Below are 23,237 nucleotides of genomic sequence, written 5' to 3'. Positions count from 1 at the left end.
TTATGAACAAGGTTGGCCACGTTGAAATTCCGGATCTTTATCATTAATACTGCTTGTCGTCATAGGGACTTCTGGAAAGTGTTTCATCAATCTCATTTTGTGCTCTTAATTTCCATGCTGGCTTGAGTTCCCCCATAAGATCTACTATCATCGGAAAAGCAATACGTCTCCCGTCTCTATTTTCAATGCGATGTTTCAGTTCATATTGAAATGCTACTCCATGAACAAAATCAGACATGATCCAATAAAGCAATTCATCCAGTGATGAAGTTACTTTTCTGGAAAATTCGAATCCCCTTTCAGCATAAACATAATTATATTGATTATCGTCGAAAGTAATATGAGGTCTGCCATCTCCCGGAGATCCTGCAAAAATGTGTAGATCTCTATAGTGGAGATTGATTTTTGCGCCTAATTCATTAACTTTTTTTTGTATTTCATCAAACGAAAGCATCATTTTAGTCAACCTCATTAATATATTTATTCCTCAAAGTCTTGTTAGCTGATAAACCTAACAGCCTCAGATGTATGTGTAACAACTTTTGATGCAACATACTCCACCATATGTTCAGTAGCATGTCCGTGTATCCATACTTTTTTCCCGTTTGGTAATGACATTTCAAAAGATTTAGGAATCACCGATCCAGAATACATTGCTTGAGTACCTTTAATGGAGTTGAATGGAGGCAACTGTCCAACCGCTTGAATGAACTCCTGCCCTGGCCTGGGGAACCCGTTTAGCTAAATCCCACTTTGTTCTTATCTGACAAAGCAAGTTGAGATCACCGGACGGTTACAGTCTTACGATTATCCGACTCGTTGAGCACAATCGGCACTAAAAAGAAGCTCCCAGCTCATGGCCGGGATTCTTTTTAAGGTTGATAATCCTCATATTCCCAGGCAAAAACCCGGGAAAGCTTTTGGGCTATTTCCATCCAGTTATTACCTTCACATTGATCAATATAGTCAGTAATTGTCTTTGTGATTTCATTCAGATCATATTTACGTACCAGAAGCATATGCCGCATTAATTCGGGCTGCCATTTATTCTTGCATAGCCATTCAGGTGTACAGATAAGGACCTGATAATCATGTCCACCTGAGTTATCATCTGGTCCAATACAAAGATTTACCCATAACCCAAAAGAACTCTCTTCTTCAGGCTGATAATTATCTAAACTAAAATCAGCTGAATTAACTCCCATCGATTTTAATTGACCTTTCATTTTGTTACATCCATATGCCCATTACTTACTCTTTTACCATCTTTTAATATTTCAAAGTTAGCCTGTATACCAGTATTAGTAAACTCTGCCGGAGTATTTGGTTTTTCTTTGGGAAAACGGTAAACACGAGTACCATCAGCACTCACCCAACCTTTACCATCTGTGGTTAATTTAGCGCCATCACCTACCCATATTTTTCCTAATCGATCAGCTTCTTCCCGTGTTCCTGAACCAACAGAGAAGTTAGGATTTCTTGTACCACTTCCCTTAATTGCAGCCTCTAACCTCTGATCCTGTGAAGCAATATGATTGAGGTTTTGCTTCGTAAGATCCTCTTTCAATTTAGGATAAGTGGCGACATTTTCTGCACCGCTTGTAGTTTTTCCTACGGATTCCGATTTGGCTCCTTTATCAGCATTAGGCAGTGATTTCCCATCAAATTTCCCTGTCTTGGGTGATTTTAATCCCGTACTAACTTCTTTAATATATTTATTGTCTATAAGCCATTGCACGTTAACCCGTTCTTCAAGAGCAGGTAAAATTTGCATTCCGCCTCCCGGATGTTCAAAGGCTGGTGCGATTTTCCCCTGCAATACAGGTAAAGGTTTTATAACTTCATATTCATAGTATTTTTCAGCTCTTGCACCTGGTGCCAGTGCTCTTTGTTCATAAGGCGTTCCCTGAGGAGCTAAGAATGAACCATTAGGCTCACCATATAGCAGAATCATCATAACCTGACATATTCAATATGCTCCGTAAACAACTCATCAACCGAACATCTTTTTTGCCTCCTGATCGCTTTTGCTCCGCCCCATTTGTGTTCTATTGGGTTCAAATCCGGACTATAAGCGGGAAGCCATTCCAGTTGACATCTGCTGTCTGCTATCGCTTGTGCCGTGTCATTCCGTTTATGGAAAGGCGCATTGTCCATCACTATCACGGTGCCGTGTGGAAGCTTTGGCAGCAAATCTTGTGTCATCCACGCATAAAAAACATCGGCATTAATATTCTCGGTAAACAAGCTTAAGGTGACGAAGGTATTTTCGAGAATGGCACCAATGACGTTGATACGGCCTTTTGCGTGCCAGTCATGCGAACCAAAACAGCGTAACCCTTTTTCCGAATAGCCATGTTGACGTGGCATCGACTGAGCAAAACCACTTTCATCCAAATACACAATCGGCCTGCCAGCCCGCTCATAGTCGCTGATGCGCTCGATAAATACCTGACGAGCCTGAAGATCAGCGCGAGGGTGTTTTAACGTTTTTTTTATGGGTGATCCGAAGCCGTTTCAAGGCATAATGAATAGCCGATTGTGAGACACCTAAACGTTTTGCTCTTTCCCATTGATAGTCATCGGGAAAGTGTTGGACATCCGCCATGAGCACTGCATCAGGGATTTTCGTGGCAGGTTTATTGCGGGTCATGCAAGGTTCTATCTGATTGCACCACCGGAACAAGGTGCGCATGGAGACTTCAAAATGGGCACTCGTTTGTTCAAAAGTCAACGAATGCTTGTCTTTGTATGCCAATACTCTCTTTCGAAAATCTAAGCTGTAGCCCATCTCATTTTATGCCTTGTCATCTTAGGTTTAGATATTATGTCATATTGATATGATTTAGCTATAGTACCGACTCTCTGTGAACCTGGTAACCCGATCAGTCTATCGAGACTGTTGAATTAATGAGGACAGAGAGTGCGGATTTTCATCAGGGCTCACTGAAGCCGAATAGATGTTTGCGACTACGTTGTCAAAAAAATTTACTCACCCACTTGAATTAAATCGGTGTCCATATATCGGGTTAAGTAACTAAATGACATAAGTCTCAGATCACTTGTTAATTAAAACAAGCCTTTGAATAACGGTTACCAACACCTTGCCCTCTATGGCTTTTGCGAGCATGATCGCAATACCGTTACTCATTAATCAAACAGCTTACATGCTTACAATCAAACAACTCCAAGTCGCAATCTCAAACCTTTCTATTTGGCGCAAGGGTGATCAACGTGCACCACATAAGCCGTTATTGTTACTGTATGTGCTCTCTCAATATCAGAAAGGCCATGAACGACTGTTTGATTATGGGGAGGAGATCCACCAGCCATTACTGGAGCTACTTAATAACTTTGGCCCAAGACGCAAAAATCATTATCCCTCTTTACCTTTCTGGCGATTGCGTGGTGACGGGTTTTGGGAATTGCAAAATACTGAGCTTTGTACGCCACAAAAAGGCAGCAAGGAGCCACCAAAGCGTGAATTGATTGAATTTGGCATCAAAGGTGGTTTCGACCAACCAAGCTATCAGTTATTACGCAAGAAACATACTGTCATCAATAAACTGGCTCAACAAATCCTGAGTGAGCATTTCCCAGATAGCATACAGGAGCTGCTTGCCAACCAATTGGATTTCTCTTTAAGTGATATCCGCAAAATACGTGATCCCCATTTTCGTCAGCAAATATTGCGCGCCTATAACTACGAATGTGCGATATGTGGCTACAACTTGCGGCATGACAGTACTCCCGTTGGTCTGGAGGCTGCACACATCAAATGGAAACAATACGGCGGCCCTTGTACCGTAAACAACGGGCTTGCCCTTTGTTCGCTGCATCATTCAGCATTCGATATGGGTTCAATCAGTCTTGACAATAATATGCATTTACTGGTTTCAGAAAGTATTAATGGAGGCCCGATGGTAAGGCAACTTTTCTGGGATTTTGCAAAACAGCCAATACTGCTTCCCCTGAATAAAGACTATCATCCGTTGGAAAATTTTATCGACTGGCATCGCAACCAAGTCTTTAAAGAATAACCTTCAAGCATATTAAAAGGGAGCTAAAGCTCCCTAACAATTCAACCTGATTTCAGCTCACTGGCTTGCTTTCAATTTTTGGAAATACTCTTCGTACAGAATATTGGCATTGCCAACATCACTCTGCCATTCGCCTTTCTTGATCACCGCTTCATCTGGGTACAGGGTTTTGTCTTCTGTCATGGATTTTGGCAGTAATTTTTTCGCTTCCAGATTCGGCGTTGGGTAACCAATTTTCTTGGCAACCTGTGCCGCAATTTCAGGACGCAACAAGAAATCGATCAATTTCATCGCGCCATCGACATTCTTGGCATTCGCTGGAATCGCCAGACTATCCATCCAGAAAATTCCGCCTTCTTTCGGCCAGATAATCTCAACCGGTGTACCCGCCTGACGCGCAACATAAGCAGAGCCGTTCCACATCATACCGATATCCGCCTCGCCTTCCATAAATGGGTTGGCTGGGTTGTCAGAGTTAAATGCCAGTACATTGGGCATCAGTTTTCTCAGTTCCTGATAAGCGGCTTCAATCTCTTTTGGATCAGTGGTATTGCCGGAATACCCTAATTTCAGCAACGCCATCTGGAAGACTTCACGCGCATCGTCAGTCAGTACCAAGCTGTTTTTGTACTCTGGTTTCCAAAGGTCAGCCCAAGAAGAGAGGGACTTGGGATCAATATTCTCTTTATTGACGCCAATCGCCGTGGCGCCCCAAATATAAGGGATAGAATAATCGTTATTCGGGTCAAAAGACTTATGAAGCAGGTTAGGATCAAGGTTACGGAAGTTGTTCAATTTGCTGGTGTCGATTTTTTGCAACATCCCTTCTTTACTCATCTTTGAGACAAAGTAAGTGGATGGAACCACTATATCATAAGCGCCGTCTTTATAGGTTTTCAGCTTGGTGTACATGCTCTCATTGGATTCATAGGTGGAATAAATCACCTTAATCCCAGTCTCTTTGGTGAACTGGTTGAGCAAACCAGGCGGAACGTATTCAGTCCAGTTATAGAAATACAGCGTTTTGCCATCATCATCATCAGCGGCATTTACAGAGCCAATGTTTAATGCCATCATCCCAGCGGCCAAAAGATAAAACCACTTTTTCATATCATGTTTTCCACGCAGTGAGTGCGTTTAGTATCGTATATAGGTTCTGCGTGAACCTACCCCCCAAAAAACGGCTATTATAAAAGCCATATTTTGTGGGGTAAAGCCAGTTGTTACGTTGTAGATTGGTGCTTAAAAGAAGATTAAGACTTACCTGTGCGATCACGCATCACAAATTGGCTAATCAGCACTAAAACCAACGACATAAGTAATAAAATCGTTGCCAATGCGTTCACTTCCGGTGAAATTCCCACTTTTACCATTGAATAGATCTTAAGTGGCAAGATCTCATAGCTTGGCCCCGTCACAAATGAGGAAACCACCACATCATCCATCGATAGGGTAAAGCTCAGTAACCAACCTGCCATCACAGCCGGCATCGCCAACGGCAGGATGATTTTTCGCAGGATAGTCAATTCACCCGCACCCAGATCACGCGCCGCTTCCAGCATTTTGACATCGAAATCTTTCAGGCGCGAGTAAACCGTTATAACCACAAACGGCAAACAGAAGGTGATATGCGAAAACAGCAGCGACCAGAATCCCAACGAGACGCCGAGCAGCATAAACAGTACCAGCAAGGAAATCGCCATCACGATATCTGGCGACATCATCACGACAAACAGCATACCGCCAACAAACTTCTTGCCGCGGAATGAGTAACGATACAGAGCCACCGCAGTCAGAGAGCCAATCAAGGTCGCAAATGTGGCGGAAGTTACCGCCATCGTCAGGGAATGGCCTGCTGCTTGAAGCAGGCTATCATTGGAGAACAGTAAGCTATACCATTCGGTGGTAAAACCCTGCCAGCGAATGCCAAAGCGTGATTGGTTAAACGAACTTACCAACAGGATAATAATCGGGATATACAGGTAAGCATAAACGATGGTCATGAAGCCACCGCGCAACAGGCGTCCGATCATTCCAGCTCCACCTTCTTGTTCAGCAGCTTAGCCGCGCGATAATAAACCAACAACATCAGCCCCATTACCAGCGTCAAACAGATACTGGTTGCCGCCCCAAACGGCCAATCGCGGATATTGAGGAATTGGCTCTTAATCACGTTACCGATCAGCAGGTTCTTTGCCCCGCCCATCAAGTCAGCCACGTAGAACAGCCCCATCGCTGGCAACAATACCAGTAAACAACCGGCGATAATGCCCGGCATCGTCAGTGGCACAATGATGCGGATAAAGGTTTGCAATTTCCCCGCCCCCAAATCGCGCGCCGCTTCCAGACAAGATTTATCCAGCTTCTCAATACTGGAATAGAGCGGCATCACCATAAACGGCAGCAAGATATAAACCAGCCCCAATATAACCGCTTCAGGGGTATACATGATGCGCAACGGCTTATCGATAATCCCCACCCACATCAGAAAATCATTCAGATACCCGCGAGTACTGAGGAACATCTTCAAACCATAAATACGGATTAATGAGTTCGTCCAAAACGGTACGATCAACAGGAATAGCATCAGCGGACGCAGTTTCTTCGACATGCGAGCCAAGAAAAAAGCGAATGGATAGCCAATCACCAGACAGCAGAGCGTCGCTACAATCGCCATATTCAGTGAATGCAGCAGCACCTCGGCATACAGCGGATCGAACAATCGGGTATAATTATCCAGTGAAAATATCATCTGCACTAAATTGGCATCATCACGAGTCAGGAAGCTGGTTCCGATGATCATCAAATTCGGCAAAAAGACGAACAGCATCAGCCAAGATACGATGCCCGTAATGACGATATTCTGGAATAGTTTACGCGTCTTCTTCATCGACCAGCACAACCTCCCAGCTTTCTACCCAAGTGACGGCAATTTTCTGGTTCAGGGAATGGTCAACATCAGGATCGTCTTCGTTGAAGAATTCGCTTACCATGACCATCTTGCCATTTTCCATTTCGACCACGGAATCCAATGTCATACCCTTGTAGTTACGCTCACGAACATAACCAATCAGACCCGATACCTGCTCACCGTTGTTGATCTCTTCCACGCGCAAATCTTCCGGACGCAGCAACACGCTCAGTGTTTGCCCGACCGTCACCGGCAACGGCGTGAAAATATCGCACTCGTGACCTTCAACATTGGCGCGTATCCGCTGTTCATCAATACGATGCAACACTTCAGCATCAAAGATATTGATTTCGCCGATAAAGCGGGCAACAAACAGGTTTTTCGGCTCTTCGTAAATCTCACGTGGAGAGCCATCCTGTTCAATGCGTCCGTTACGCATCACCACGATGCGGTCTGACATGACCAGCGCTTCTTCCTGATCGTGTGTCACGAAGATAAAGGTGATGCCGAGCTTACGCTGGAGCGCCTTTAGCTCATTTTGCATCTGCTTGCGCAATTTGTAATCGAGCGCAGACAGCGATTCATCCAGCAGTAAGACTTTCGGTTTATTAACAACCGCACGGGCAATCGCCACACGTTGCTGTTGGCCGCCGGAAAGCTGGGTAGGTTTACGCTGGGCAAACTCTTCAAGCTGAACCATGCGTAATGCTTCCTCAACACGCGGAGCAATCTCTTTTTCCGGTGTTTTCTGCATCCGAAGTCCAAAAGCGACATTTTCAAATACGGTCATGTGAGGGAACAGGGCATAACTTTGGAAAACCGTATTAACATGACGGTGCTCGGCGGGAATATCGGTAATATCCTGCCCTTCCAATAAAATTTTGCCACTGTCTGCATCTTCTAGCCCTGCAATCAGACGAAGTACTGTGGTTTTGCCACAACCGGATGGCCCAAGAATGGTCAGGAACTCGCCATCATTGATTGTCAGATCGAGCTGTGAAATAACTTGTTTACCGTCGAAGCCCTTACTCAAGGCTTTCAATTCAACGAGTGGTGTCAGAGAGGTGTTCTCAGTCATTTATGCTATCATCTATCCCTTGGAATAATGCAGATAGAACCGCCACGGGAAAAGACTGTGTTAGCTAGCAGGAGACATCATTTCTCCGCTAAAGCTCAAAGCCAGTGGCGCCGGTTGAAAATACGAAGCGCGCATCATAAACGCAGTAAGCCCAAATTGAAAGCTGAAACAATGACAATATGTCATTTTTTATTACTATTTTATGAATGATAACGACGTGCTCTATTTTGCTCCGAATTTTACCGGATTGAAATAGTTGATCACAGGACGCTTTCAACCATTTTTAGGGCACATTGATGTTTAATGCAACATGCGGGTTGAATTTATCACAAACCTGAACACCGTTTACCCCTCCCCAATAGCCAAAATAAAAACAGGGGCTGATGCCCCCTAATACATACACCAGACTTCTTTCAGCTCCAACCATAACTTTCCTTTTTCCATAAATCTTTTCATTCATAAGTATCAGTTTTTCTCGTTGTATCTCTTTGTAAGAAAGGGCTATAGTCCGCACCGCTCAAGGTTATTGAGTGACTTACCTATACTGCTTAAATCACCAAGATATATTCCAGTCCTTGGCATATACCGTGACCGCCATTCGGCAAAAATTTGATGACAAGCAGCGCATTTCTGACTGATTTTTTATGTGGAGACGACAGTAGTGAAACTGCTGCGCAAGAATGACAGTGCATTGGTACCTGTCACCGGCTTGACTGTTTTTGCAATTGCTTCTGGTTACCTAATGAGCTTAATTCCTCTGTCGATGGCAAGTTTCAACATTGATACGGTTTATGCTAGTTGGTTAGCGAGTGCTTATTATGTCGGTTTATTAATCGGTTCAATGATGATTGAACCTGTTATTGCCAAAATAGGTCACCGTCTTTCTTTTATTGTTTTTTTGTTGCTTTTATCAGCGACTGTCATTGTATTACCTTTTTTTCCAAATAAAGAAATTTGGTTATTTGTGCGGTGCGTTGCAGGCGTGGCCGTTGCCGGTGTCTTTGTCGTGGTCGAATCTTGGTTATTGATCGGCGATAATCCCAAAGAGCGTGCCAAACGACTGAGCTTTTATATGACTTCCCTTTACGGGGGGACAACGGTAGGGCAATTATTGATTGGGTCTGTCGGCACTCAGGGAACGCTCCCTTTTATGGTGATTTCGGCACTGCTGTTTGTCGCGATTTTGCCTCCATTATTCGTGCGTCATGGTCAGCCTCCGACACTCCAACACCAAAGTGTATCGTTGAGAAAAATCAATAGATTCAGTAAACCCGCGATCGTTGGCTGCATGACATCTGGTATCGTTATGGGCACTATCTATGGTTTAATGCCTCTATCACTAAGCCAAAGTCATTTCAGTACTGATCAAGTCGGTGTATTGATGGCAGCCATTATTTTGGGCGGAATGGTCATACAACCGATTATCAGCAAGCTGTCCGTCATCATGAGCAAAACTTTTCTATTGGCAATGGTCTCATTACTGGGGGTATTTGCTGTAGGAATAACCTATCTCTTTGAACATTACATTGCCATGATAGTAGCATTGGCTCTTTTGGGAATGTCGTCTTTTGCGCTGTATCCCATTGCGATCACCCTTGCTTGTGACAAGCTGGATGCGTCCTATATTGTAGCGGCAAGCCAGGTCATGTTGTTAAGTTACAGTATCGGTTCCGCCATTGGGCCACTGAGCGCAAGCCATTTCATGCTACAGCACTACTTTAAAGCTCAGCACAATGGGTTGATGAGTTTCTTTTTCATTGTGTTATTGGCTACTGCGATTTATATGCTGCTGGCGAGCTTGCGCCGCAAAGATCGTGTATTAGCAAGCTAGTGAAAAAATAAGCTAGCCGAAAAAACATTCAACCTGAAACCAAAAACAGCAGAAAAATTTAGGGATATGAAATGAAAATACAACAAGCCACCAAAGCTGATTTTTTGACACTAATTCAGATTTGGGAAGCCTCTGTACTTGCTACTCATGATTTCTTGCCCAAGGCCATGATTGAGGTTTTACGCCCACAAATCCTTAACGATTATTTGCCCAGTCTCGCTGTTTATAAGGCGATAGATGAAAAAGATAATATCGTCGGATTTATTAGTACCGATCAACATCGAGTCGAAATGTTGTTTATTGAACCACAAGTGCGGGGAACAGGGGTCGGTAAGATGTTACTGCAATTTGCTATCAACGAATTACAGATTAACGAATTGGATGTAAACGAGCAAAATAAACAAGGCGTCGGCTTCTACCAATATATGGGATTTCAGGTATTTTCTCGTTCAGAGCTTGACGGCCAAGGGAATCCATTTCCTCTATTACATATGAAACTGGTTTGAAAAAATCAGAATGTTAAAAAATAATATATAAATAAGATAAATAAATAAAATAAAAATATAATTTAAGGAATAATGTATCAAATAATACTCTTTACTATAAAAATAAATAAATTTAAAGTAATGGCATGTTTTGTAAACATTTGAGTAGAATTTGATAGATCAATGATATAATGCAGTTTGTCTATTCCCATCACCTTTCAAGTTACAGCTTTGTCGGCTACGTCCACTCCCCTTAGTCACGTAGTGTTCTAAACACAGAGTTCGCTATATTCTTGGGGACTTGTTCTCTTGCCACCGTGCTACAACTTGAAATCCAGTGGGTATAAATATTTTTTATTTTTGTCGAGTTTGAGTATTAATGAGTAATTTACAACACCCTTCGTCTTCAGGAATAACGCTGTTTGCTAGTCTTATCGGAAAACGTACTATGCCTGGGATATATTGGCATTCCTCCAGCTACCGCGCTAAATTTGCCCTACGCAGTCTTATGACTCCTGTCTCTACATTAAAACTTTTGAATGGTATCACCAAGACGCCAAATTATTTGGATATTCTGAAAAAACAACCCAGTTGGCCTTGCAAATTGCATCGCCCATACTTAAGCATTAATTTTAAGCGCAACCAGATTGTCGGCGCCCTGAATGATCATTATCAAATACTATTCAAACAGTTAGAGTCTACTATTATTAGTCGGATTTTTGATGTTAATGCTTATTTACTGGCAACCATTCAAGGGAAAAATGAAACATTTCTGATATATGTTGATGCACTGGACAACCTGAATAAAGAAGGTGAACTCTCCCTATATATGACTACCGCGGAGAATGTCACTCTGGCCAAATGCGCTTTCACTTTATTAACGATTGATGGCAAACAGACACTCTTTATTGGTGCACTACAAGGGCCAACTAAAGGGGATAATTCTCTGGAGATTATCCGCCATGCGACTAAAGAATGTTATGGACTATTCCCTAAACGCCTGTTGATTGAGGCGATTTGTCGTTTTGCCGATCATATGAGTTGTGAACAAATCCTGGCAGCCAGTAACGAGACTCATATCTACCGTAGCATCCGTTATTGGCATAAAAAGAAAAATCAGATGGTAGCCGATTATAATTCTTTCTGGGAATCTCTAAGTGGTATCAGAAAGGAAAATAATGAATTCCATCTGCCATCATTCATAGAAAGAAAATCTTTAGATGAGATCCCCAGTAAAAAACGCGCCGAATATCGCCGTCGCTATCAATTACTGGATGAGCTGGAAAACAATATCAAGGCATCCCTGGAGACCGACTGATTTCCTGCTAGAAAGAAATACCAAGTAGACACTCAACGTGGCTTCGTCATTAACCATGTAAGATGCGTTTTAATGGCGGGCCATTCATTAAACAGAATGCTATAAACGCAAGTATCCCTTATCGAACCATCTTTGGCTCGTAAGTGATGACGCAAAATACCATCCAGTTTTGCTCCCAATCGTTCGATCGCCTTGCGGCTTTGGTGATTTAAAAAATGGGTACGGAGTTCCACGGCAACACATTCCAGTTCCTCAAATGCATACTGTAACAGTAAAAATTTTGCTTCCGTATTAATCGCAGTACGTTGAACAGAATGCGCATACCATGTAGAACCAATTTCCAAGCGGGGAATATTCGCATTGATATTCATATAAGTTGTCATACCAACTGCCATCCCCGTTGCGTTATTGATGACAGCAAAAGGCAACATGCTACCCTTGGCATGCAAAGTTAAACGACGTTCAATTTCAGCATGAACATTTGCGGGATCCGGTACACTGGCATACCACAGTCTATGTAACTGTCCATCCTCAATAGCACGAACAAATTCATCATGTCTGGTATGTGACAAAGGTATTAAAGTCACACTTTTTCCGGTTAACGTAACCCAATCTGTTATTTTTTTCATCATGATATTCCTCCATATTTATTTCTATCACACTGATTTTTACCAAAACTTAATTCCGCCATTCTTATTTATCATTGAGGAAGAATATATTCATAGTATGCATAGTTAAAAACATACGACAATCATAAATAGGGGGCATTTATCGCCCCAATAGATTTTCATTAAAGTGCCATTGAAGCTCTATTTCATGATATTTGTCACAATCAATTAACAAAGTAGTTCCAATAACGCGGGAACTGTCTAAATTTGATCATCATCTCATCCGACCACTTGGCTGTTTAACCCCATACGGAAAACAATAATATTTCTTGAGCTACCAAATATTTGATGGAGAATGCAATGAGCAATTACCCCCACCTGCTTGCACCGCTGGATTTGGGCTTTACCACGCTAAAAAACCGTGTATTGATGGGTTCAATGCACACGGGGCTTGAAGAACATCCCGATGGTGCCCAACGTCTGGCTCAATTTTATGCAGAACGCGCTGCGGGAGGAGTCGCACTGATTGTGACCGGCGGTATCGCACCAAACCCGCAGGGCGTTGTTGCTACAGGAGCAAGTGTCCTGAATAGTGAAGGCCACCTGCCCCACCATAAGTTTATTACAGAGGCGGTACATCAGGCTGGGGGAAAGATTGCCTTGCAAATCCTGCATGCCGGACGCTACAGCTACCAGAAAAATTCCGTTGCGCCTTCGGCTATTCAAGCGTCCATTAACCCCTTTATGCCCAGAGAAATGTCTGAGGGTGACATCCAGCAGACAATAAAGGATTTTGCCCGCTGTGCCCAACTGGCACAGCAAGCAGGCTATGATGGCGTGGAAATCATGGGTTCAGAAGGTTATCTCATCAATCAGTTTCTAGTCACACGCACCAATCATCGACAGGATAAATGGGGAGGGGCCTTCGAAAATCGCATGCGTTTTGCGATAGAAATAGTCAAAGCTGTCCGCGCTATTACTGGGAAAAATTTTATCATTATCTATCGCCTTTCCATGCTGGATTTAGTGGAAGATGGCTCTAATTGGCAAGAGATCGAACAACTGGCACGGGAGATTGAAAAAGCAGGGGCATCCATTATCAATACTGGCATCGGTTGGCATGAAGCCCGTATCCCAACAATTGCTACAATGGTGCCCAGAGCCGGATTTAGCTGGGTTACGCAAAAATTAATGGGGAAAGTTAGCATCCCTGTAATTACGACCAATCGCATCAACAATCCTCAGGTTGCCGAACAAGTTCTCAGTGAAGGCTGCGCCGATATGGTTTCTATGGCGCGTCCGTTTCTCGCTGATGCCGAATTCGTACTGAAAGCCGAACAAAACCGCGCTGATGAAATCAACACCTGCATAGGCTGTAACCAAGCCTGTTTGGACAGAGTTTTTGTCGGCAAGCTGACCTCTTGTCTGGTTAATCCACGTGCCTGCCATGAAACTGAATTCATTGCCACTCCGGTAAAATCCCCCAAAACCATCGCTGTCATCGGTGCAGGGCCTGCGGGATTATCCTTTGCTGTCACAGCAGCCAGCCGCGGACACCATATCACGCTATTTGAACGAGAAAACCAAATCGGCGGGCAGTTTAATATCGCCAAACAGATCCCCGGCAAAGAAGAATTCCATGAAACTTTACGCTATTTTGAACGTCAATTAGCATTGAATGGTGTCGAAGTACGCCTTAACCATACTGCAACTATCGAGCAACTTTCATCATTTGACGAAGTTGTCATCGCGACAGGGATTATTCCACGCCTTCCCGATATTGATGGTATTGAACATGAAAAGGTACTGACTTACCTTGATGTATTGAAACATAAACGGCAAGTCGGAAAACGTGTCGCCATTATCGGTGCCGGAGGCATTGGTTTTGATACCGCTGAATACCTGAGTCAAAACGGGCAAAGTACCAGCCTGAGCAGCCATGCTTTTAGCCAGGAGTGGGGCATTGATCGAACCATTATGCATAGGGGAGGATTACGCCCAGAAGGTGCACAGGTCGAGCGTTCCCCACGTAAAATTTATCTGCTGCAACGCAAGGATTCCAAGGTCGGAGATGGCTTAGGAAAAACTACAGGTTGGGTACATAAAACTAGCCTGTTAATGCGAGGCGTGACTATGTTAAACAGCGTTCAATATTTGAAAATTGATGATCAGGGATTGCATATCCGCCGTGGCGATGAACAACAATGTCTGGAAGTCGATAATGTGATTATTTGCGCAGGACAAGAGCCACTGAAAGCCCTCTACCAACCGTTACAAACAATGGGAAAAAGTGTACATATCATTGGTGGTGCAGATATTGCCGCTGAATTGGATGCGCGCAGGGCAATCGCTCAAGGAGCTCAATTGGCGCTTAAAGTGTAGATCAAATCTCAAAGCAAAAATGGTGATAATTTGTATTCAATTCATTATCACCATGCTTATGCCAACTACGCTTAATTCCAACTCATGATTAACGCTGCGCCAGTCGATCAGCCACTGTACGAGACTCTTCGGCCTGACAAGCGGCTGCGGTAAACAGCACATCGGTGGAAGAGTTTAGGCCTGTCTCAGCAGAGTCCTGCAATACTCCAATAATAAAACCTACAGCAACAACCTGCATGGCTATTTCATTGGAAATACCGAACATGCTACATGCCAGAGGGATCAACAATAATGATCCACCAGCAACTCCTGATGCTCCACATGCTGCAATAACAGAAACGACACTCAGAAATATCGCTTGAGGGATGTCTACGGGTATGCTCAGAGTATTCACTGCCGCTAATGTCAATACGGTAATCGTTACTGCCGCCCCCGCCATATTAATGGTGGCTCCCAAGGGGATGGAAACAGAATAAGTATCCTCACTGAGTTTCATGCGTCGGCACATTGCCATATTCACAGGAATATTGGCTGCTGAGCTACGGGTGAAGAACGCCGTTACGCCACTTTCGCGTAAGCAAGCAAAAACCAGAGGATAAGGGTTACGGCGGATTTTCCAAAAGACAATCAATGGGTTGACAATCAGCGCAACGACAATCATGCAACCAATTAATACGGCTAACAGGTGAGCATAACCGAGCAAGGTTTCAAAACCTGTAGTAGCAATTGTTGAGGAAACCAGTCCGAAAATACCAACAGGTGCCAGACGGATAACAACACGTACAAGTTGTGTCACTGCCCCTGACAGATCTTGGAGCAATACCTTAGTTGATTCGTTGGCATGACGTAAAGCAATACCCAAACTAATCGACCATGCCAGAATCCCAACGTAGTTTCCTTTTAATATCGCCTCAATCGGGTTAGCAACGATATTGATCAGCAATCCCCTTAAGACTTCAAAGATATTTGAAGGGGGTGACACATGAGTGTCATTCGTCACCAGAGCCAACGTTGATGGAAACAACAAACTACCAATGACAGCCACAACAGCGGCACAAAATGTGCCTACCAGATACAAGACCAGAATGGGGCGAATATTGCTTTTCTGACCTACCTTGTGGTTCGCTATCGAAGACATGACCAAGATCCACACCAAAACAGGAGCTACCGCTTTCAACGCTCCTACAAAGAGTGTCCCTAACAATTCAACTGACTTAGCTGCGGAAGGTGCCAGCCATGCCAGTACTATCCCTAGTATTAATCCGACAAGGATTTGTTTTACCAGACTTCCTTGTGCAATAGACTGTACAAAGCCTGTTTGTTGTTTTTTCATAGCTTTATCCATAGAGAACGACAAAGAGTAATTGATTGCAATATACAGATAACCTATCAATTGATAACAATTCGATTACATTTGTGTGATCGAAACTGCAATTTTCTCATCTAATACATCCTGAGATATTCATGATGTCATAGTCGTCACCACAAGAAATAAAAAATTAATCTATTAATTCAATCGATTACTAAAAATCGATTTCAACAATAAGCGCAGCTATTTATCTAAAATGAATAGCATAGCGAAATTACTTTCCACTATTAATCAAATAGCAAAAGTGAAATTAACTGACAAGAGATATCAATTTAGCCATTACACACGACAATTACTCGTTAATGCTATTTTGTAAAATTTCATCGGTCGATTAATTAATTGAAATATCTGAATGAATTAATTTTTACATTTAGGTAAATGTTCAATTGGTCAGCAAAATTTCCTGTCTCGATACTGCTGATTTTGTTAAAGTGTGCCAGTCGATCTTTATGCCATCTTGAAGGGATTTCGAGATCATTTTATGACACATGATATTAATGACTTTTGCTTACAACGTAGTTAATAGAAATTAACCATAAATGCACCATAAAAGTAAGATTTAATCCTTAATCCGTGTTTTAGGAACATTTGATGGAAATTGTAACAGACCTTATTTATGCACTCTGGCACCAAGATTACGAAACACTGGCTAATCCATCGTTGGTATGGGTAATCTACATACTACTATTTACCATCCTGTTTCTGGAAAACGGGATACTACCTGCGGCCTTTTTACCAGGCGATAGCCTGCTGATATTAGTCGGTGTTCTAATTGCAAAAGAGACTATGAGTTTTCCTATAACTTTAGTCATTCTCACCATCGGAGCCAGCCTCGGCTGCTGGATCGGATATCTTCAGGGGAAATGGCTTGGCAATACAAAATTGGTTCAGGGCTGGCTGTCACATCTTCCTGCACATTATCATCAACGTGCCCATAACTTATTCCATCGTCATGGCTTATCGGCTCTTCTGATAGGTCGTTTTCTTGCCTTTATCAGGACATTACTGCCAACACTGGCGGGGCTTGCAGGGCTAAAAAATGGACGTTTTCAAATATTCAACTGGCTTAGCGGGTTCATGTGGGTGCTTATTCTAACAACATTAGGTTATGCCCTTGGTAAAAGCCCTCTGTTCCGCCGATATGAAGAATATCTGATGAGTTTTTTGGTTTTGTTACCTGTGTGTCTATTACTCATTGGTTTAATTGGAAGCCTGGCTGTTATTTGGCGCAAAAAGCGCGCTAATAAACCTCTATCATAACGTTTTATTTTCCCTTTAGTTTCCCTGTGGTATGGTCGCGAAATATACCACAGGGAATTGATCTTTTGGTTCATCTAACTTTATCTATTCATCTTTGTCTCACAGCGACAGTCCTACTGTACTGCAGAACGCTTACTTGGTATAGCAGAACCAAAATAATATGACATAACGTTTTAGTATGAATGACAAGACTGCATTACTTATGAAGTAGGTAGGCTACGTCAAATTATGGTTATTCTGCTATATCTCAACCATATTACTTAGTCTATCGTTCGGGAGTATTGTGTTCTCCTTTTTGATGGTAAACTGAATTTTTCCACCTATACATTTTGCTCTTCGCAGAATCCGATAGGAGCAGAGAGGAATATCGATCCAGTTTTGGCTGGCACCGTTGGTTTGCTGGTAGGTCTGGTTTACCACGAACTCTACTTCGTCGGAATCTCTAAGTTTCAGCACATCAGGAGAAAATGGCCCGGCTGCATCATGGCTATCGGTGTTTTGACCAACCCAACCTTGCGTCTCGACAGCATTACCCACACCATAGTGCTCTCCCTGCCTACGGTAATCCTCGACCACATAGGGTTGTACACTATTGTCAGGGGCTTGCCAGTAAACCTTTTCGCGCACACGAACGTTTTTATGTCTCAGGTCTTCCAATACACCAGTACTGCTCGTCCAGATCAAATCGTGAATAATGTAGCCACCGGCACCTTTTCTCATGTTGAGTGTATGGAATCCGATTATCTTGGGAGCTAATAGTTCAAGCAACATAGGGCATTCTCTGATCAAATAGCTCCTCGTTTTTGAGTACTTCTTCCACCGTTCGGGTGATACTTTATTCATCACTGATACCAACTGTTCCACCCGGAAAGTATTCCCCCTACTGACCAGATTGACGACATCATGTAACTCACTATGTCGGATACGCTCATAGTGGGGGTTATCAGTTCTTAAAACTTTTTCAAATTCGGTAAACTGGAACATATGTTTCCTCCTGCAAACTCGTCTGGTTCACTGTCATTCAGCCAAAAAACATTATCACTTAATGTAAATCCGTGACAATTTTTCACCCACTTCACTTTCATCTCTTGATAAAAGCGTCTATGTTTGAAATTCATCCATCGTATATTTAAGGAGACAGGCAATGCCACAAAAGAAAAGCTCTGAAGATCTACGTGCTGAATTACAATCTCTTGCGGATACGCTAGAAGAAGTCCTCAATAGCTCCGGTGATAATTCAAAAGCAGAACTGGAAAAACTACGCAGCAAGGCAGAAAGAACGCTGAAAAATGCGCGTACTACGCTCAGTGAAGCTGGCGATAAGCTAGTAGGTCAAACGAAAGAAATTGCAGGTCATGCGGATAGTTATGTTCGCGAAAATCCGTGGGCTGGTGTCGGTATAGGTGCAGCAGTTGGCGTTGTATTAGGCGTTCTGCTTTCAAGGCGCTAACATGACACAGTCCCCTCACTCCAAAGGCCCAGGAAAAGGGCTCTTTGATACTGTACGGCGAGTAGCGGCAATTGCTGTTCACACAGTTGAAACTCGTATCCAACTCATTGCTGTTGAGTTGGAAGAAGGAACAGCAACACTAGTACAACTGCTACTGCTGGTAGGATTAACATTATTATTCGCGGGCTTTGGCCTGATGTGCCTATTGGTGCTGATATTCTGGGCCACCGATCCAGCCTACCGAATAACGGTAATAGCTATCACTGCTGGAATGTTACTGCTCCTCGCCGTTTTTAGTGCAATATGGACGATAAAAAAGGCTCGAAAACTGACCTTTCTTAACGCGACTCGAGCACAATTGCATGTTGACCGCAAAATGCTGGAGGATGATTCTCATGAATAAATCGGGGTATCACCAGAGAAAATTGCGAAAGCAGCAGTTATTAGAAGAGATCCAGCAACAACGACAATTAATTGCTGCATATAGCCGGAACTGGCTTGAAGTGGCACAACCATACGATAAGTGCTGGCAAACTCTTGTTGCTTTTAAGCCCTATGTCGCCATCGGTTCTGGCCTTGCCCTTCTTTATGGACTCCGCCACCCCAGGCAGGTTTATCGCTGGTCACGTCATATAATCAATATGTTAGGGATCATCAAAATCGTACGAAACACGTTATACAAAAATTAATATCAATGAATTTCCTTCAAAAAAACTGCATGAAATAGTTAATATTCCTTACTATCAACAAATAATCCCTCTCTTTAGAATACCTTCCATCAGATAATGATTAACAAATCGTGCTATTCAGTCCATTTTTTGGACAATAAAATCTAAACAGATACTTTTTTATCGCGACCTGCGGTATTTGAGGAGACAATCATGAAAAAATTTGAAGATAGTGGCCTATTAGTTTCCCGTATTTTAATATCCGTTCTTTTCATTATCGCAGGATATGGAAAATTAGGTGATGCCTATGCAGGAACGAAGGAGTTTATGGAAGCTATGCAAGTGCCAGGAATTCTCTTGCCACTGACTATCTTACTTGAACTGGGGGGCGGAATTGCTGTGATGCTCGGCTTATTGACCCGCACTACGGCTGTGTTTACATTTATTTTCTGTATTCTGACCGCGCTTCTGTTCCATAGCGACTTTTCAAATGGCATGAACATGACTATGTTTTTGAAAAATTTCTCCATCGGCGCAGGCTACCTACTACTGGCTATGATGGGACCAGGGAGATTCAGTATCGACCATGTAATGAAGAAAAACTGGTAATCGAAGAAAAACAGAGCATTACCCTTTTTATAGCCCCTTACGGTGTATTCGCAGTAAGGGGCTTTTGATATTCGCTACATTCGCTTTATTATCTTGGCGGCACACACCTTAACTGTTTTTTCACACAGGTTATTGCCTTGCAAACAATTTAGGAATTTCACGTAAACACCAAGACTTCGCTTCTCCCATACTATCACGCCGCCATGCCATGATAATGTTGGTTTCATGGCTGTATTCCGAACCAATCACCCGCAAACGACCTTCGGCAATATCTTGTTCAATCATAGGGTATGGCATGGTCGCCACTCCCAATCCGGCCAAAAGCGCCTGACGCTTATTTTCCAGTGAACTCACCGTCAAACGTGGTTGTTTATCCAATAACTTAACCGTCAACACCGGACGTTCCCTTGCCGTATCAGCGACAGCTATTCCACGATATTTCACCCGTGTGGCATCAGACAAGGGTTCGGGTTCATGATGAATAGGGTGATCTGCACTGGCAACATAGACATTGTTAATAGAATAAAGTGCCCGTGAATTCACTTCGGCGGAAGCCCTGAAATGAAGATCGGGTGCAATCACAATATCAGCATATCCTGTTTCCAGACGTTCCCAGGCACCTGCTAATACTTCCGTCATTAACGAGAGTTGTGTATTCGACTTCGCCGCCAATTTATCCACGAGAGGAAACAGCGATGCCATTGGGAACAACGCTTCACATACAATAGTCAGGTGTGTTTCCCAACCACGAGCGAGCGCTTCTGCATCGGCTGTCAATTTATCCGCAGCTTCAAGCAATAACCGCCCTCGCTCCAATAGCATCCGTCCAACATTAGTAAATTTCGTGCGATGACCAGAGCGATCAAACAGTACAACATCTAATTCCTCTTCCAATTTCTGCATGGTATAACTCAGCGCAGAAGGAACTCGCCCTAACTCATCTGCCGCCGCAGCAAAACTTCCCCGTCGGTCTATCGCATCCATTACCCGCAGGGATTCCAAAGTAAGCGCACGCTCTTTGCCCATATTTTTCTCAATCAGGAATTTTGAATATAGTCACCAGATTAACTGGCTAACATTTCAACGTCCAGATAATTAAGATCGACAGTCATAGATCTATGGTTAAAGAGATAACAGCATGATAATAATGAGAACAGCAAATCAATGCGGACAAGCCGATTATGGCTGGTTACGGGCTCGCTATACTTTTTCATTTGGTCACTATTTTGACCCAAAATTTTTGAACTACCGGACGCTGCGTGTTCTTAATCAGGAAGTTTTGGCGCCGAAAGCCGAGTTCCAACCCAAATCTTACCCCCATGTTGACGTCCTGAATATTATCCTGCAAGGAGAAGCCCAATATCGGGACAGTGAAGGCAATCACTTCCATGCACGCCAAGGGGACTGTTTGCTATTTTCTGCTCGTCAAGGGAACCGTTACAGTGAGCAAAATACCAACGATATACTCCCATTGACACGGCTACAACTCTGGCTAAATGCCTGTCCTCAGCAAGAAGCACAACCATTACAGCATAGAGTTCTGCCAAAAAATAAGCCGCTGACATTACTGGCCTCTCCTACGTCAGCAAACAATAGCATGCATCTGCGCCAACAAGCGTGGATAAGCTATCTCGCACTTAAACCTCATGACAGCCAAATTCTGCCTTTACGTGGTAAACATGCTTATCTGCAATCCATCAGTGGTAATGCAATAATTAATGGCAACCAAAGCAAGGATGTAAGGATTAAATGTGGGGATGGTGTATTTATTCAGGAAGAGCAGAAAGTGATAGTACAAGCGGGGACGCCATTTCAGGGACTGCTGATTGATTTGGCTGACTAGAAGTTCCCTATTTATAAAGAAAAAGCCCTATAAAGCATCTGCTCTATAGGGCAAAATCTATGAAGTTAACCGATAAGCCGGGTTCTGTCTTGGACAGCCATTCATCTAGGCCAGCACTTGCGCACTGGCTCAAGCAACCTACCCGGGTTCGGTACGGGCCGTACCATGCGAACCCCTATTTGGTCTTGCTCCGGGTGGAGTTTACCGTGCCACGAACTGTTGCCAGTCGCGCGGTGCGCTCTTACCGCACCCTTTCACCCTTACCTGATCCCAAAATTGCTTTTACAAACAAGATTGAGCCATCGGCGGTTTGCTCTCTGTTGCACTAGTCGTAGGCTTTCACCTCCCAGACGTTATCTGGCACCCTGCCCTATGGAGCCCGGACTTTCCTCCCCTTTACTTCTCCCGAAAGAGCGGTAAAGCAGCGACTGTCTGGTCAACTCCGGCGCGGATTATAAGAGGTTTAATATCCAATGTATAGGGTTTTCACACGTCTTCTGCAATTTGTCCCAAGGTCGTGTTTTGATCGAGTGAATAACGATATAAGGCATTTTTCTTCACACCGTGGATCTCTGCCGCCAATGCCGCCGCCTTTTTCAACGGCAGCTCTTTTTGCAATAATGCCAATGTCCGCAAGGCGTCCGGTGGCAAGCTATCCTCGGCAGGTTTATGATACCCTTCCACAATCAGAACCATTTCTCCACGGCGACGAGTTTCATCTTCCTTAATCCATGCCAGAAGTTCACCTGCGGGCATTCCTTGAATCGATTCCCATGTTTTGGTTAATTCTCGTGCCAACACGATATAGCGATCGGCACCCCATACTTTCACAATATCTTCTAAACTGTCCAACAGACGGTGTGTCGATTCGTAGAAAATCAGCGTTCGCGGCTCTTGCGCTAATTCACGCAGGGTATCCTGTCGTCCTTTACTTTTAGCAGGCAAGAAACCTTCATAACAAAAACGATCTGAAGGCAAGCCAGCAGCAGACAGTGCTGTAATTGCCGCACAAGGGCCAGGTAGCGGAACCACATTGATACCGGCTTCACGGCAACGGCGAACCAGGTGATAACCCGGATCGTTAATCAACGGCGTACCAGCATCAGAGACTAATGCGATGCTCGCTCCTTGTTCGAGTTTCGTAAGCAATTGATCTGCTTTTTGCTGTTCATTATGATCGTGAAGTGCGAACATGCGCGCATTAATGGCAAAATGTTGAAGCAACAAGCCAGTGTGTCGCGTATCTTCGGCTGCAATCAGATCGACATGTTTAAGAACTTCAAGAGCACGCTGAGTAATATCCCCCAGATTTCCAATAGGGGTTGGCACAACATACAGCGTGGATGTCGTAACCACTGCTCGATTGGTTTGATTCATTGTTTCAT

General features: G+C 43.5%; 26 protein-coding genes and 1 other RNA gene. 11 read left to right on the top strand and 16 right to left on the bottom strand.

Features of this window, described 5'->3' with window-relative positions; translation table 11 throughout:
• Nucleotides 1-43 precede the first annotated feature (43 nt).
• From Xish_RS10725 to Xish_RS10695, 5 genes are all read right to left on the bottom strand, one after another.
• A complete protein-coding gene (locus Xish_RS10725) occupies nucleotides 44-457 on the bottom strand; it encodes an Imm63 family immunity protein (RefSeq protein WP_099118730.1) in 414 nt (137 codons plus the stop codon).
• A 415-nt stretch (nucleotides 458-872) separates the two neighbouring features.
• On the bottom strand, nucleotides 873-1,226 hold the full coding sequence (locus tag Xish_RS10715; protein WP_099117853.1) for an immunity 8 family protein: 354 nt from the start codon (nucleotides 1,224-1,226) through the stop codon (nucleotides 873-875).
• Nucleotides 1,223-1,957, bottom strand: coding sequence for a TNT domain-containing protein (locus Xish_RS18590; protein ID WP_167383252.1), 735 nt, complete (start codon nucleotides 1,955-1,957; stop codon nucleotides 1,223-1,225). The genes Xish_RS10715 and Xish_RS18590 overlap by 4 nt, the downstream gene beginning before the upstream one ends.
• Nucleotides 1,954-2,445, bottom strand: a complete 492-nt coding sequence (locus Xish_RS10700) for an IS630 family transposase (protein ID WP_244186112.1) — start codon at nucleotides 2,443-2,445, stop codon at nucleotides 1,954-1,956. The genes Xish_RS18590 and Xish_RS10700 overlap by 4 nt, the downstream gene beginning before the upstream one ends.
• 22 nt (nucleotides 2,446-2,467) lie before the next feature.
• Nucleotides 2,468-2,791, bottom strand: a complete 324-nt coding sequence (locus Xish_RS10695) for an IS630 transposase-related protein (protein ID WP_099116405.1) — start codon at nucleotides 2,789-2,791, stop codon at nucleotides 2,468-2,470.
• Nucleotides 2,792-3,167: 376 nt separating this feature from the next.
• Here Xish_RS10695 and Xish_RS10690 point away from each other — a divergent pair, with 376 nt between their 5' ends.
• Nucleotides 3,168-4,040, top strand: coding sequence for a phosphorothioated DNA-binding restriction endonuclease (locus Xish_RS10690; protein WP_099118728.1), 873 nt, complete (start codon nucleotides 3,168-3,170; stop codon nucleotides 4,038-4,040).
• A 57-nt stretch (nucleotides 4,041-4,097) separates the two neighbouring features.
• Here the strand turns inward: Xish_RS10690 and potD are convergent, their stop codons facing one another.
• The 5 genes from potD to Xish_RS18585 all read right to left on the bottom strand — a co-directional run bounded on the left by potD (nucleotide 4,098) and on the right by Xish_RS18585 (nucleotide 8,489).
• Nucleotides 4,098-5,150: a spermidine/putrescine ABC transporter substrate-binding protein PotD gene (gene potD / locus Xish_RS10685; RefSeq protein ID WP_099117852.1), complete on the bottom strand. Its 1,053-nt coding sequence runs from the start codon at nucleotides 5,148-5,150 to the stop codon at nucleotides 4,098-4,100.
• Between the two features lie 143 nt (nucleotides 5,151-5,293).
• Nucleotides 5,294-6,073: a spermidine/putrescine ABC transporter permease PotC gene (potC, locus tag Xish_RS10680; RefSeq protein ID WP_099117851.1), complete on the bottom strand. Its 780-nt coding sequence runs from the start codon at nucleotides 6,071-6,073 to the stop codon at nucleotides 5,294-5,296.
• Entirely contained in the window at nucleotides 6,070-6,930 is an 861-nt protein-coding gene (potB, locus tag Xish_RS10675) for a spermidine/putrescine ABC transporter permease PotB (RefSeq protein ID WP_099117850.1), read from the bottom strand. Before potB ends, potC begins: the two co-directional genes overlap by 4 nt.
• Nucleotides 6,914-8,029 (bottom strand): spermidine/putrescine ABC transporter ATP-binding protein PotA, encoded by a 1,116-nt coding sequence (potA, locus tag Xish_RS10670; protein ID WP_099117849.1) that lies wholly within the window; start codon nucleotides 8,027-8,029, stop codon nucleotides 6,914-6,916. The genes potB and potA overlap by 17 nt, the downstream gene beginning before the upstream one ends.
• Nucleotides 8,030-8,312: 283 nt before the next feature.
• Nucleotides 8,313-8,489: a hypothetical protein gene (locus Xish_RS18585; RefSeq protein ID WP_167383251.1), complete on the bottom strand. Its 177-nt coding sequence runs from the start codon at nucleotides 8,487-8,489 to the stop codon at nucleotides 8,313-8,315.
• 201 nt (nucleotides 8,490-8,690) lie between these two features.
• On the opposite strand from Xish_RS18585, the gene Xish_RS10665 reads away from it, so the two are divergent.
• The 3 genes from Xish_RS10665 to Xish_RS10655 all read left to right on the top strand — a co-directional run bounded on the left by Xish_RS10665 (nucleotide 8,691) and on the right by Xish_RS10655 (nucleotide 11,663).
• Complete coding sequence (locus Xish_RS10665) at nucleotides 8,691-9,860, top strand: MFS transporter (RefSeq protein ID WP_099117848.1); 1,170 nt, start codon at nucleotides 8,691-8,693, stop codon at nucleotides 9,858-9,860.
• 71 nt (nucleotides 9,861-9,931) lie between these two features.
• The gene (locus Xish_RS10660; RefSeq protein ID WP_099117847.1) at nucleotides 9,932-10,366 is read left to right on the top strand and encodes an acetyltransferase; all 435 of its coding nucleotides are present in this window, start codon (nucleotides 9,932-9,934) and stop codon (nucleotides 10,364-10,366) included.
• Between the two features lie 358 nt (nucleotides 10,367-10,724).
• Entirely contained in the window at nucleotides 10,725-11,663 is a 939-nt protein-coding gene (locus Xish_RS10655; protein WP_099117846.1) for a VirK/YbjX family protein, read from the top strand.
• 32 nt (nucleotides 11,664-11,695) lie between these two features.
• Here Xish_RS10655 and Xish_RS10650 read toward each other — a convergent pair whose 3' ends face one another.
• Nucleotides 11,696-12,292, bottom strand: a complete 597-nt coding sequence (locus tag Xish_RS10650) for a GNAT family N-acetyltransferase (protein ID WP_099117845.1) — start codon at nucleotides 12,290-12,292, stop codon at nucleotides 11,696-11,698.
• Nucleotides 12,293-12,631: 339 nt separating this feature from the next.
• Between Xish_RS10650 and Xish_RS10645 the strand changes: the two genes are divergently transcribed.
• Nucleotides 12,632-14,653, top strand: a complete 2,022-nt coding sequence (locus tag Xish_RS10645) for an oxidoreductase (protein ID WP_099117844.1) — start codon at nucleotides 12,632-12,634, stop codon at nucleotides 14,651-14,653.
• Nucleotides 14,654-14,741: 88 nt separating this feature from the next.
• Here Xish_RS10645 and sstT read toward each other — a convergent pair whose 3' ends face one another.
• A complete protein-coding gene (sstT, locus tag Xish_RS10640; protein ID WP_099117843.1) occupies nucleotides 14,742-15,986 on the bottom strand; it encodes a serine/threonine transporter SstT in 1,245 nt (414 codons plus the stop codon).
• A 627-nt stretch (nucleotides 15,987-16,613) separates the two neighbouring features.
• Between sstT and Xish_RS10635 the strand changes: the two genes are divergently transcribed.
• Nucleotides 16,614-17,282: a DedA family protein gene (locus Xish_RS10635; RefSeq protein ID WP_099117842.1), complete on the top strand. Its 669-nt coding sequence runs from the start codon at nucleotides 16,614-16,616 to the stop codon at nucleotides 17,280-17,282.
• 240 nt (nucleotides 17,283-17,522) lie between these two features.
• Here Xish_RS10635 and Xish_RS10630 read toward each other — a convergent pair whose 3' ends face one another.
• Nucleotides 17,523-18,266, bottom strand: a complete 744-nt coding sequence (locus Xish_RS10630; RefSeq protein WP_099117841.1) for a hypothetical protein — start codon at nucleotides 18,264-18,266, stop codon at nucleotides 17,523-17,525.
• A gap of 160 nt (nucleotides 18,267-18,426) precedes the next feature.
• On the opposite strand from Xish_RS10630, the gene Xish_RS10625 reads away from it, so the two are divergent.
• The 4 genes from Xish_RS10625 to Xish_RS10610 all read left to right on the top strand — a co-directional run bounded on the left by Xish_RS10625 (nucleotide 18,427) and on the right by Xish_RS10610 (nucleotide 20,009).
• The gene (locus tag Xish_RS10625; protein WP_099117840.1) at nucleotides 18,427-18,732 is read left to right on the top strand and encodes an ElaB/YgaM/YqjD family protein; all 306 of its coding nucleotides are present in this window, start codon (nucleotides 18,427-18,429) and stop codon (nucleotides 18,730-18,732) included.
• Nucleotide 18,733: 1 nt separating this feature from the next.
• Entirely contained in the window at nucleotides 18,734-19,135 is a 402-nt protein-coding gene (locus Xish_RS10620) for a phage holin family protein (RefSeq protein ID WP_099117839.1), read from the top strand.
• Complete coding sequence (locus Xish_RS10615; RefSeq protein ID WP_099117838.1) at nucleotides 19,128-19,421, top strand: YqjK-like family protein; 294 nt, start codon at nucleotides 19,128-19,130, stop codon at nucleotides 19,419-19,421. Before Xish_RS10620 ends, Xish_RS10615 begins: the two co-directional genes overlap by 8 nt.
• 192 nt (nucleotides 19,422-19,613) lie before the next feature.
• Nucleotides 19,614-20,009 carry a DoxX family protein gene (locus Xish_RS10610; protein ID WP_099117837.1) on the top strand — a complete coding sequence of 132 codons (396 nt, stop codon included), beginning with the start codon at nucleotides 19,614-19,616 and terminating at the stop codon, nucleotides 20,007-20,009.
• Between the two features lie 129 nt (nucleotides 20,010-20,138).
• Here Xish_RS10610 and Xish_RS10605 read toward each other — a convergent pair whose 3' ends face one another.
• On the bottom strand, nucleotides 20,139-21,035 hold the full coding sequence (locus Xish_RS10605; RefSeq protein ID WP_099117836.1) for a LysR family transcriptional regulator: 897 nt from the start codon (nucleotides 21,033-21,035) through the stop codon (nucleotides 20,139-20,141).
• Nucleotides 21,036-21,147: 112 nt separating this feature from the next.
• Between Xish_RS10605 and Xish_RS10600 the strand changes: the two genes are divergently transcribed.
• Nucleotides 21,148-21,852, top strand: coding sequence for a pirin family protein (locus tag Xish_RS10600; protein ID WP_099117835.1), 705 nt, complete (start codon nucleotides 21,148-21,150; stop codon nucleotides 21,850-21,852).
• A gap of 57 nt (nucleotides 21,853-21,909) precedes the next feature.
• On the opposite strand, the gene rnpB is transcribed toward Xish_RS10600, so the two are convergent.
• Both rnpB and rsmI read right to left on the bottom strand, forming a co-directional pair.
• Nucleotides 21,910-22,296, bottom strand: an RNA gene (rnpB, locus tag Xish_RS10595) — RNase P RNA component class A.
• A 42-nt stretch (nucleotides 22,297-22,338) separates the two neighbouring features.
• Entirely contained in the window at nucleotides 22,339-23,229 is an 891-nt protein-coding gene (rsmI, locus tag Xish_RS10590; RefSeq protein ID WP_099117834.1) for a 16S rRNA (cytidine(1402)-2'-O)-methyltransferase, read from the bottom strand.
• Between the last annotated feature and the right edge of the window lie 8 nt (nucleotides 23,230-23,237).

The organism is Xenorhabdus ishibashii (genome assembly GCF_002632755.1).
GTDB classification, from domain to species: Bacteria; Pseudomonadota; Gammaproteobacteria; order Enterobacterales; family Enterobacteriaceae; genus Xenorhabdus; species Xenorhabdus ishibashii.
The sequence above is the reverse complement of the archived record's forward strand: the minus strand, read 5'-3'. Positions and strand labels throughout refer to the sequence as shown.

Bases quoted from the DNA above. Each gene is read 5' to 3' on its own strand.
- Xish_RS10725 (WP_099118730.1), bottom strand. From the start codon at position 457: ATGATGCTTTCGTTTGATGAAATACAAAAAAAAGTTAATGAATTAGGC.
- Xish_RS10715 (WP_099117853.1), bottom strand. From the start codon at position 1,226: ATGAAAGGTCAATTAAAATCGATGGGAGTTAATTCAGCTGATTTTAGT.
- Xish_RS18590 (WP_167383252.1), bottom strand. From the start codon at position 1,957: ATGATGATTCTGCTATATGGTGAGCCTAATGGTTCATTCTTAGCTCCT.
- Xish_RS10695 (WP_099116405.1), bottom strand. From the start codon at position 2,791: ATGGGCTACAGCTTAGATTTTCGAAAGAGAGTATTGGCATACAAAGAC.
- Xish_RS10690 (WP_099118728.1), top strand. From the start codon at position 3,168: ATGCTTACAATCAAACAACTCCAAGTCGCAATCTCAAACCTTTCTATT.
- potD (WP_099117852.1), bottom strand. From the start codon at position 5,150: ATGAAAAAGTGGTTTTATCTTTTGGCCGCTGGGATGATGGCATTAAAC.
- potC (WP_099117851.1), bottom strand. From the start codon at position 6,073: ATGATCGGACGCCTGTTGCGCGGTGGCTTCATGACCATCGTTTATGCT.
- potB (WP_099117850.1), bottom strand. From the start codon at position 6,930: ATGAAGAAGACGCGTAAACTATTCCAGAATATCGTCATTACGGGCATC.
- potA (WP_099117849.1), bottom strand. From the start codon at position 8,029: ATGACTGAGAACACCTCTCTGACACCACTCGTTGAATTGAAAGCCTTG.
- Xish_RS18585 (WP_167383251.1), bottom strand. From the start codon at position 8,489: ATGAATGAAAAGATTTATGGAAAAAGGAAAGTTATGGTTGGAGCTGAA.
- Xish_RS10660 (WP_099117847.1), top strand. From the start codon at position 9,932: ATGAAAATACAACAAGCCACCAAAGCTGATTTTTTGACACTAATTCAG.
- Xish_RS10655 (WP_099117846.1), top strand. From the start codon at position 10,725: ATGAGTAATTTACAACACCCTTCGTCTTCAGGAATAACGCTGTTTGCT.
- Xish_RS10650 (WP_099117845.1), bottom strand. From the start codon at position 12,292: ATGAAAAAAATAACAGATTGGGTTACGTTAACCGGAAAAAGTGTGACT.
- Xish_RS10645 (WP_099117844.1), top strand. From the start codon at position 12,632: ATGAGCAATTACCCCCACCTGCTTGCACCGCTGGATTTGGGCTTTACC.
- sstT (WP_099117843.1), bottom strand. From the start codon at position 15,986: ATGAAAAAACAACAAACAGGCTTTGTACAGTCTATTGCACAAGGAAGT.
- Xish_RS10635 (WP_099117842.1), top strand. From the start codon at position 16,614: ATGGAAATTGTAACAGACCTTATTTATGCACTCTGGCACCAAGATTAC.
- Xish_RS10630 (WP_099117841.1), bottom strand. From the start codon at position 18,266: ATGTTCCAGTTTACCGAATTTGAAAAAGTTTTAAGAACTGATAACCCC.
- Xish_RS10625 (WP_099117840.1), top strand. From the start codon at position 18,427: ATGCCACAAAAGAAAAGCTCTGAAGATCTACGTGCTGAATTACAATCT.
- Xish_RS10620 (WP_099117839.1), top strand. From the start codon at position 18,734: ATGACACAGTCCCCTCACTCCAAAGGCCCAGGAAAAGGGCTCTTTGAT.
- Xish_RS10615 (WP_099117838.1), top strand. From the start codon at position 19,128: ATGAATAAATCGGGGTATCACCAGAGAAAATTGCGAAAGCAGCAGTTA.
- Xish_RS10610 (WP_099117837.1), top strand. From the start codon at position 19,614: ATGAAAAAATTTGAAGATAGTGGCCTATTAGTTTCCCGTATTTTAATA.
- Xish_RS10605 (WP_099117836.1), bottom strand. From the start codon at position 21,035: ATGGGCAAAGAGCGTGCGCTTACTTTGGAATCCCTGCGGGTAATGGAT.
- Xish_RS10600 (WP_099117835.1), top strand. From the start codon at position 21,148: ATGATAATAATGAGAACAGCAAATCAATGCGGACAAGCCGATTATGGC.
- rsmI (WP_099117834.1), bottom strand. From the start codon at position 23,229: ATGAATCAAACCAATCGAGCAGTGGTTACGACATCCACGCTGTATGTT.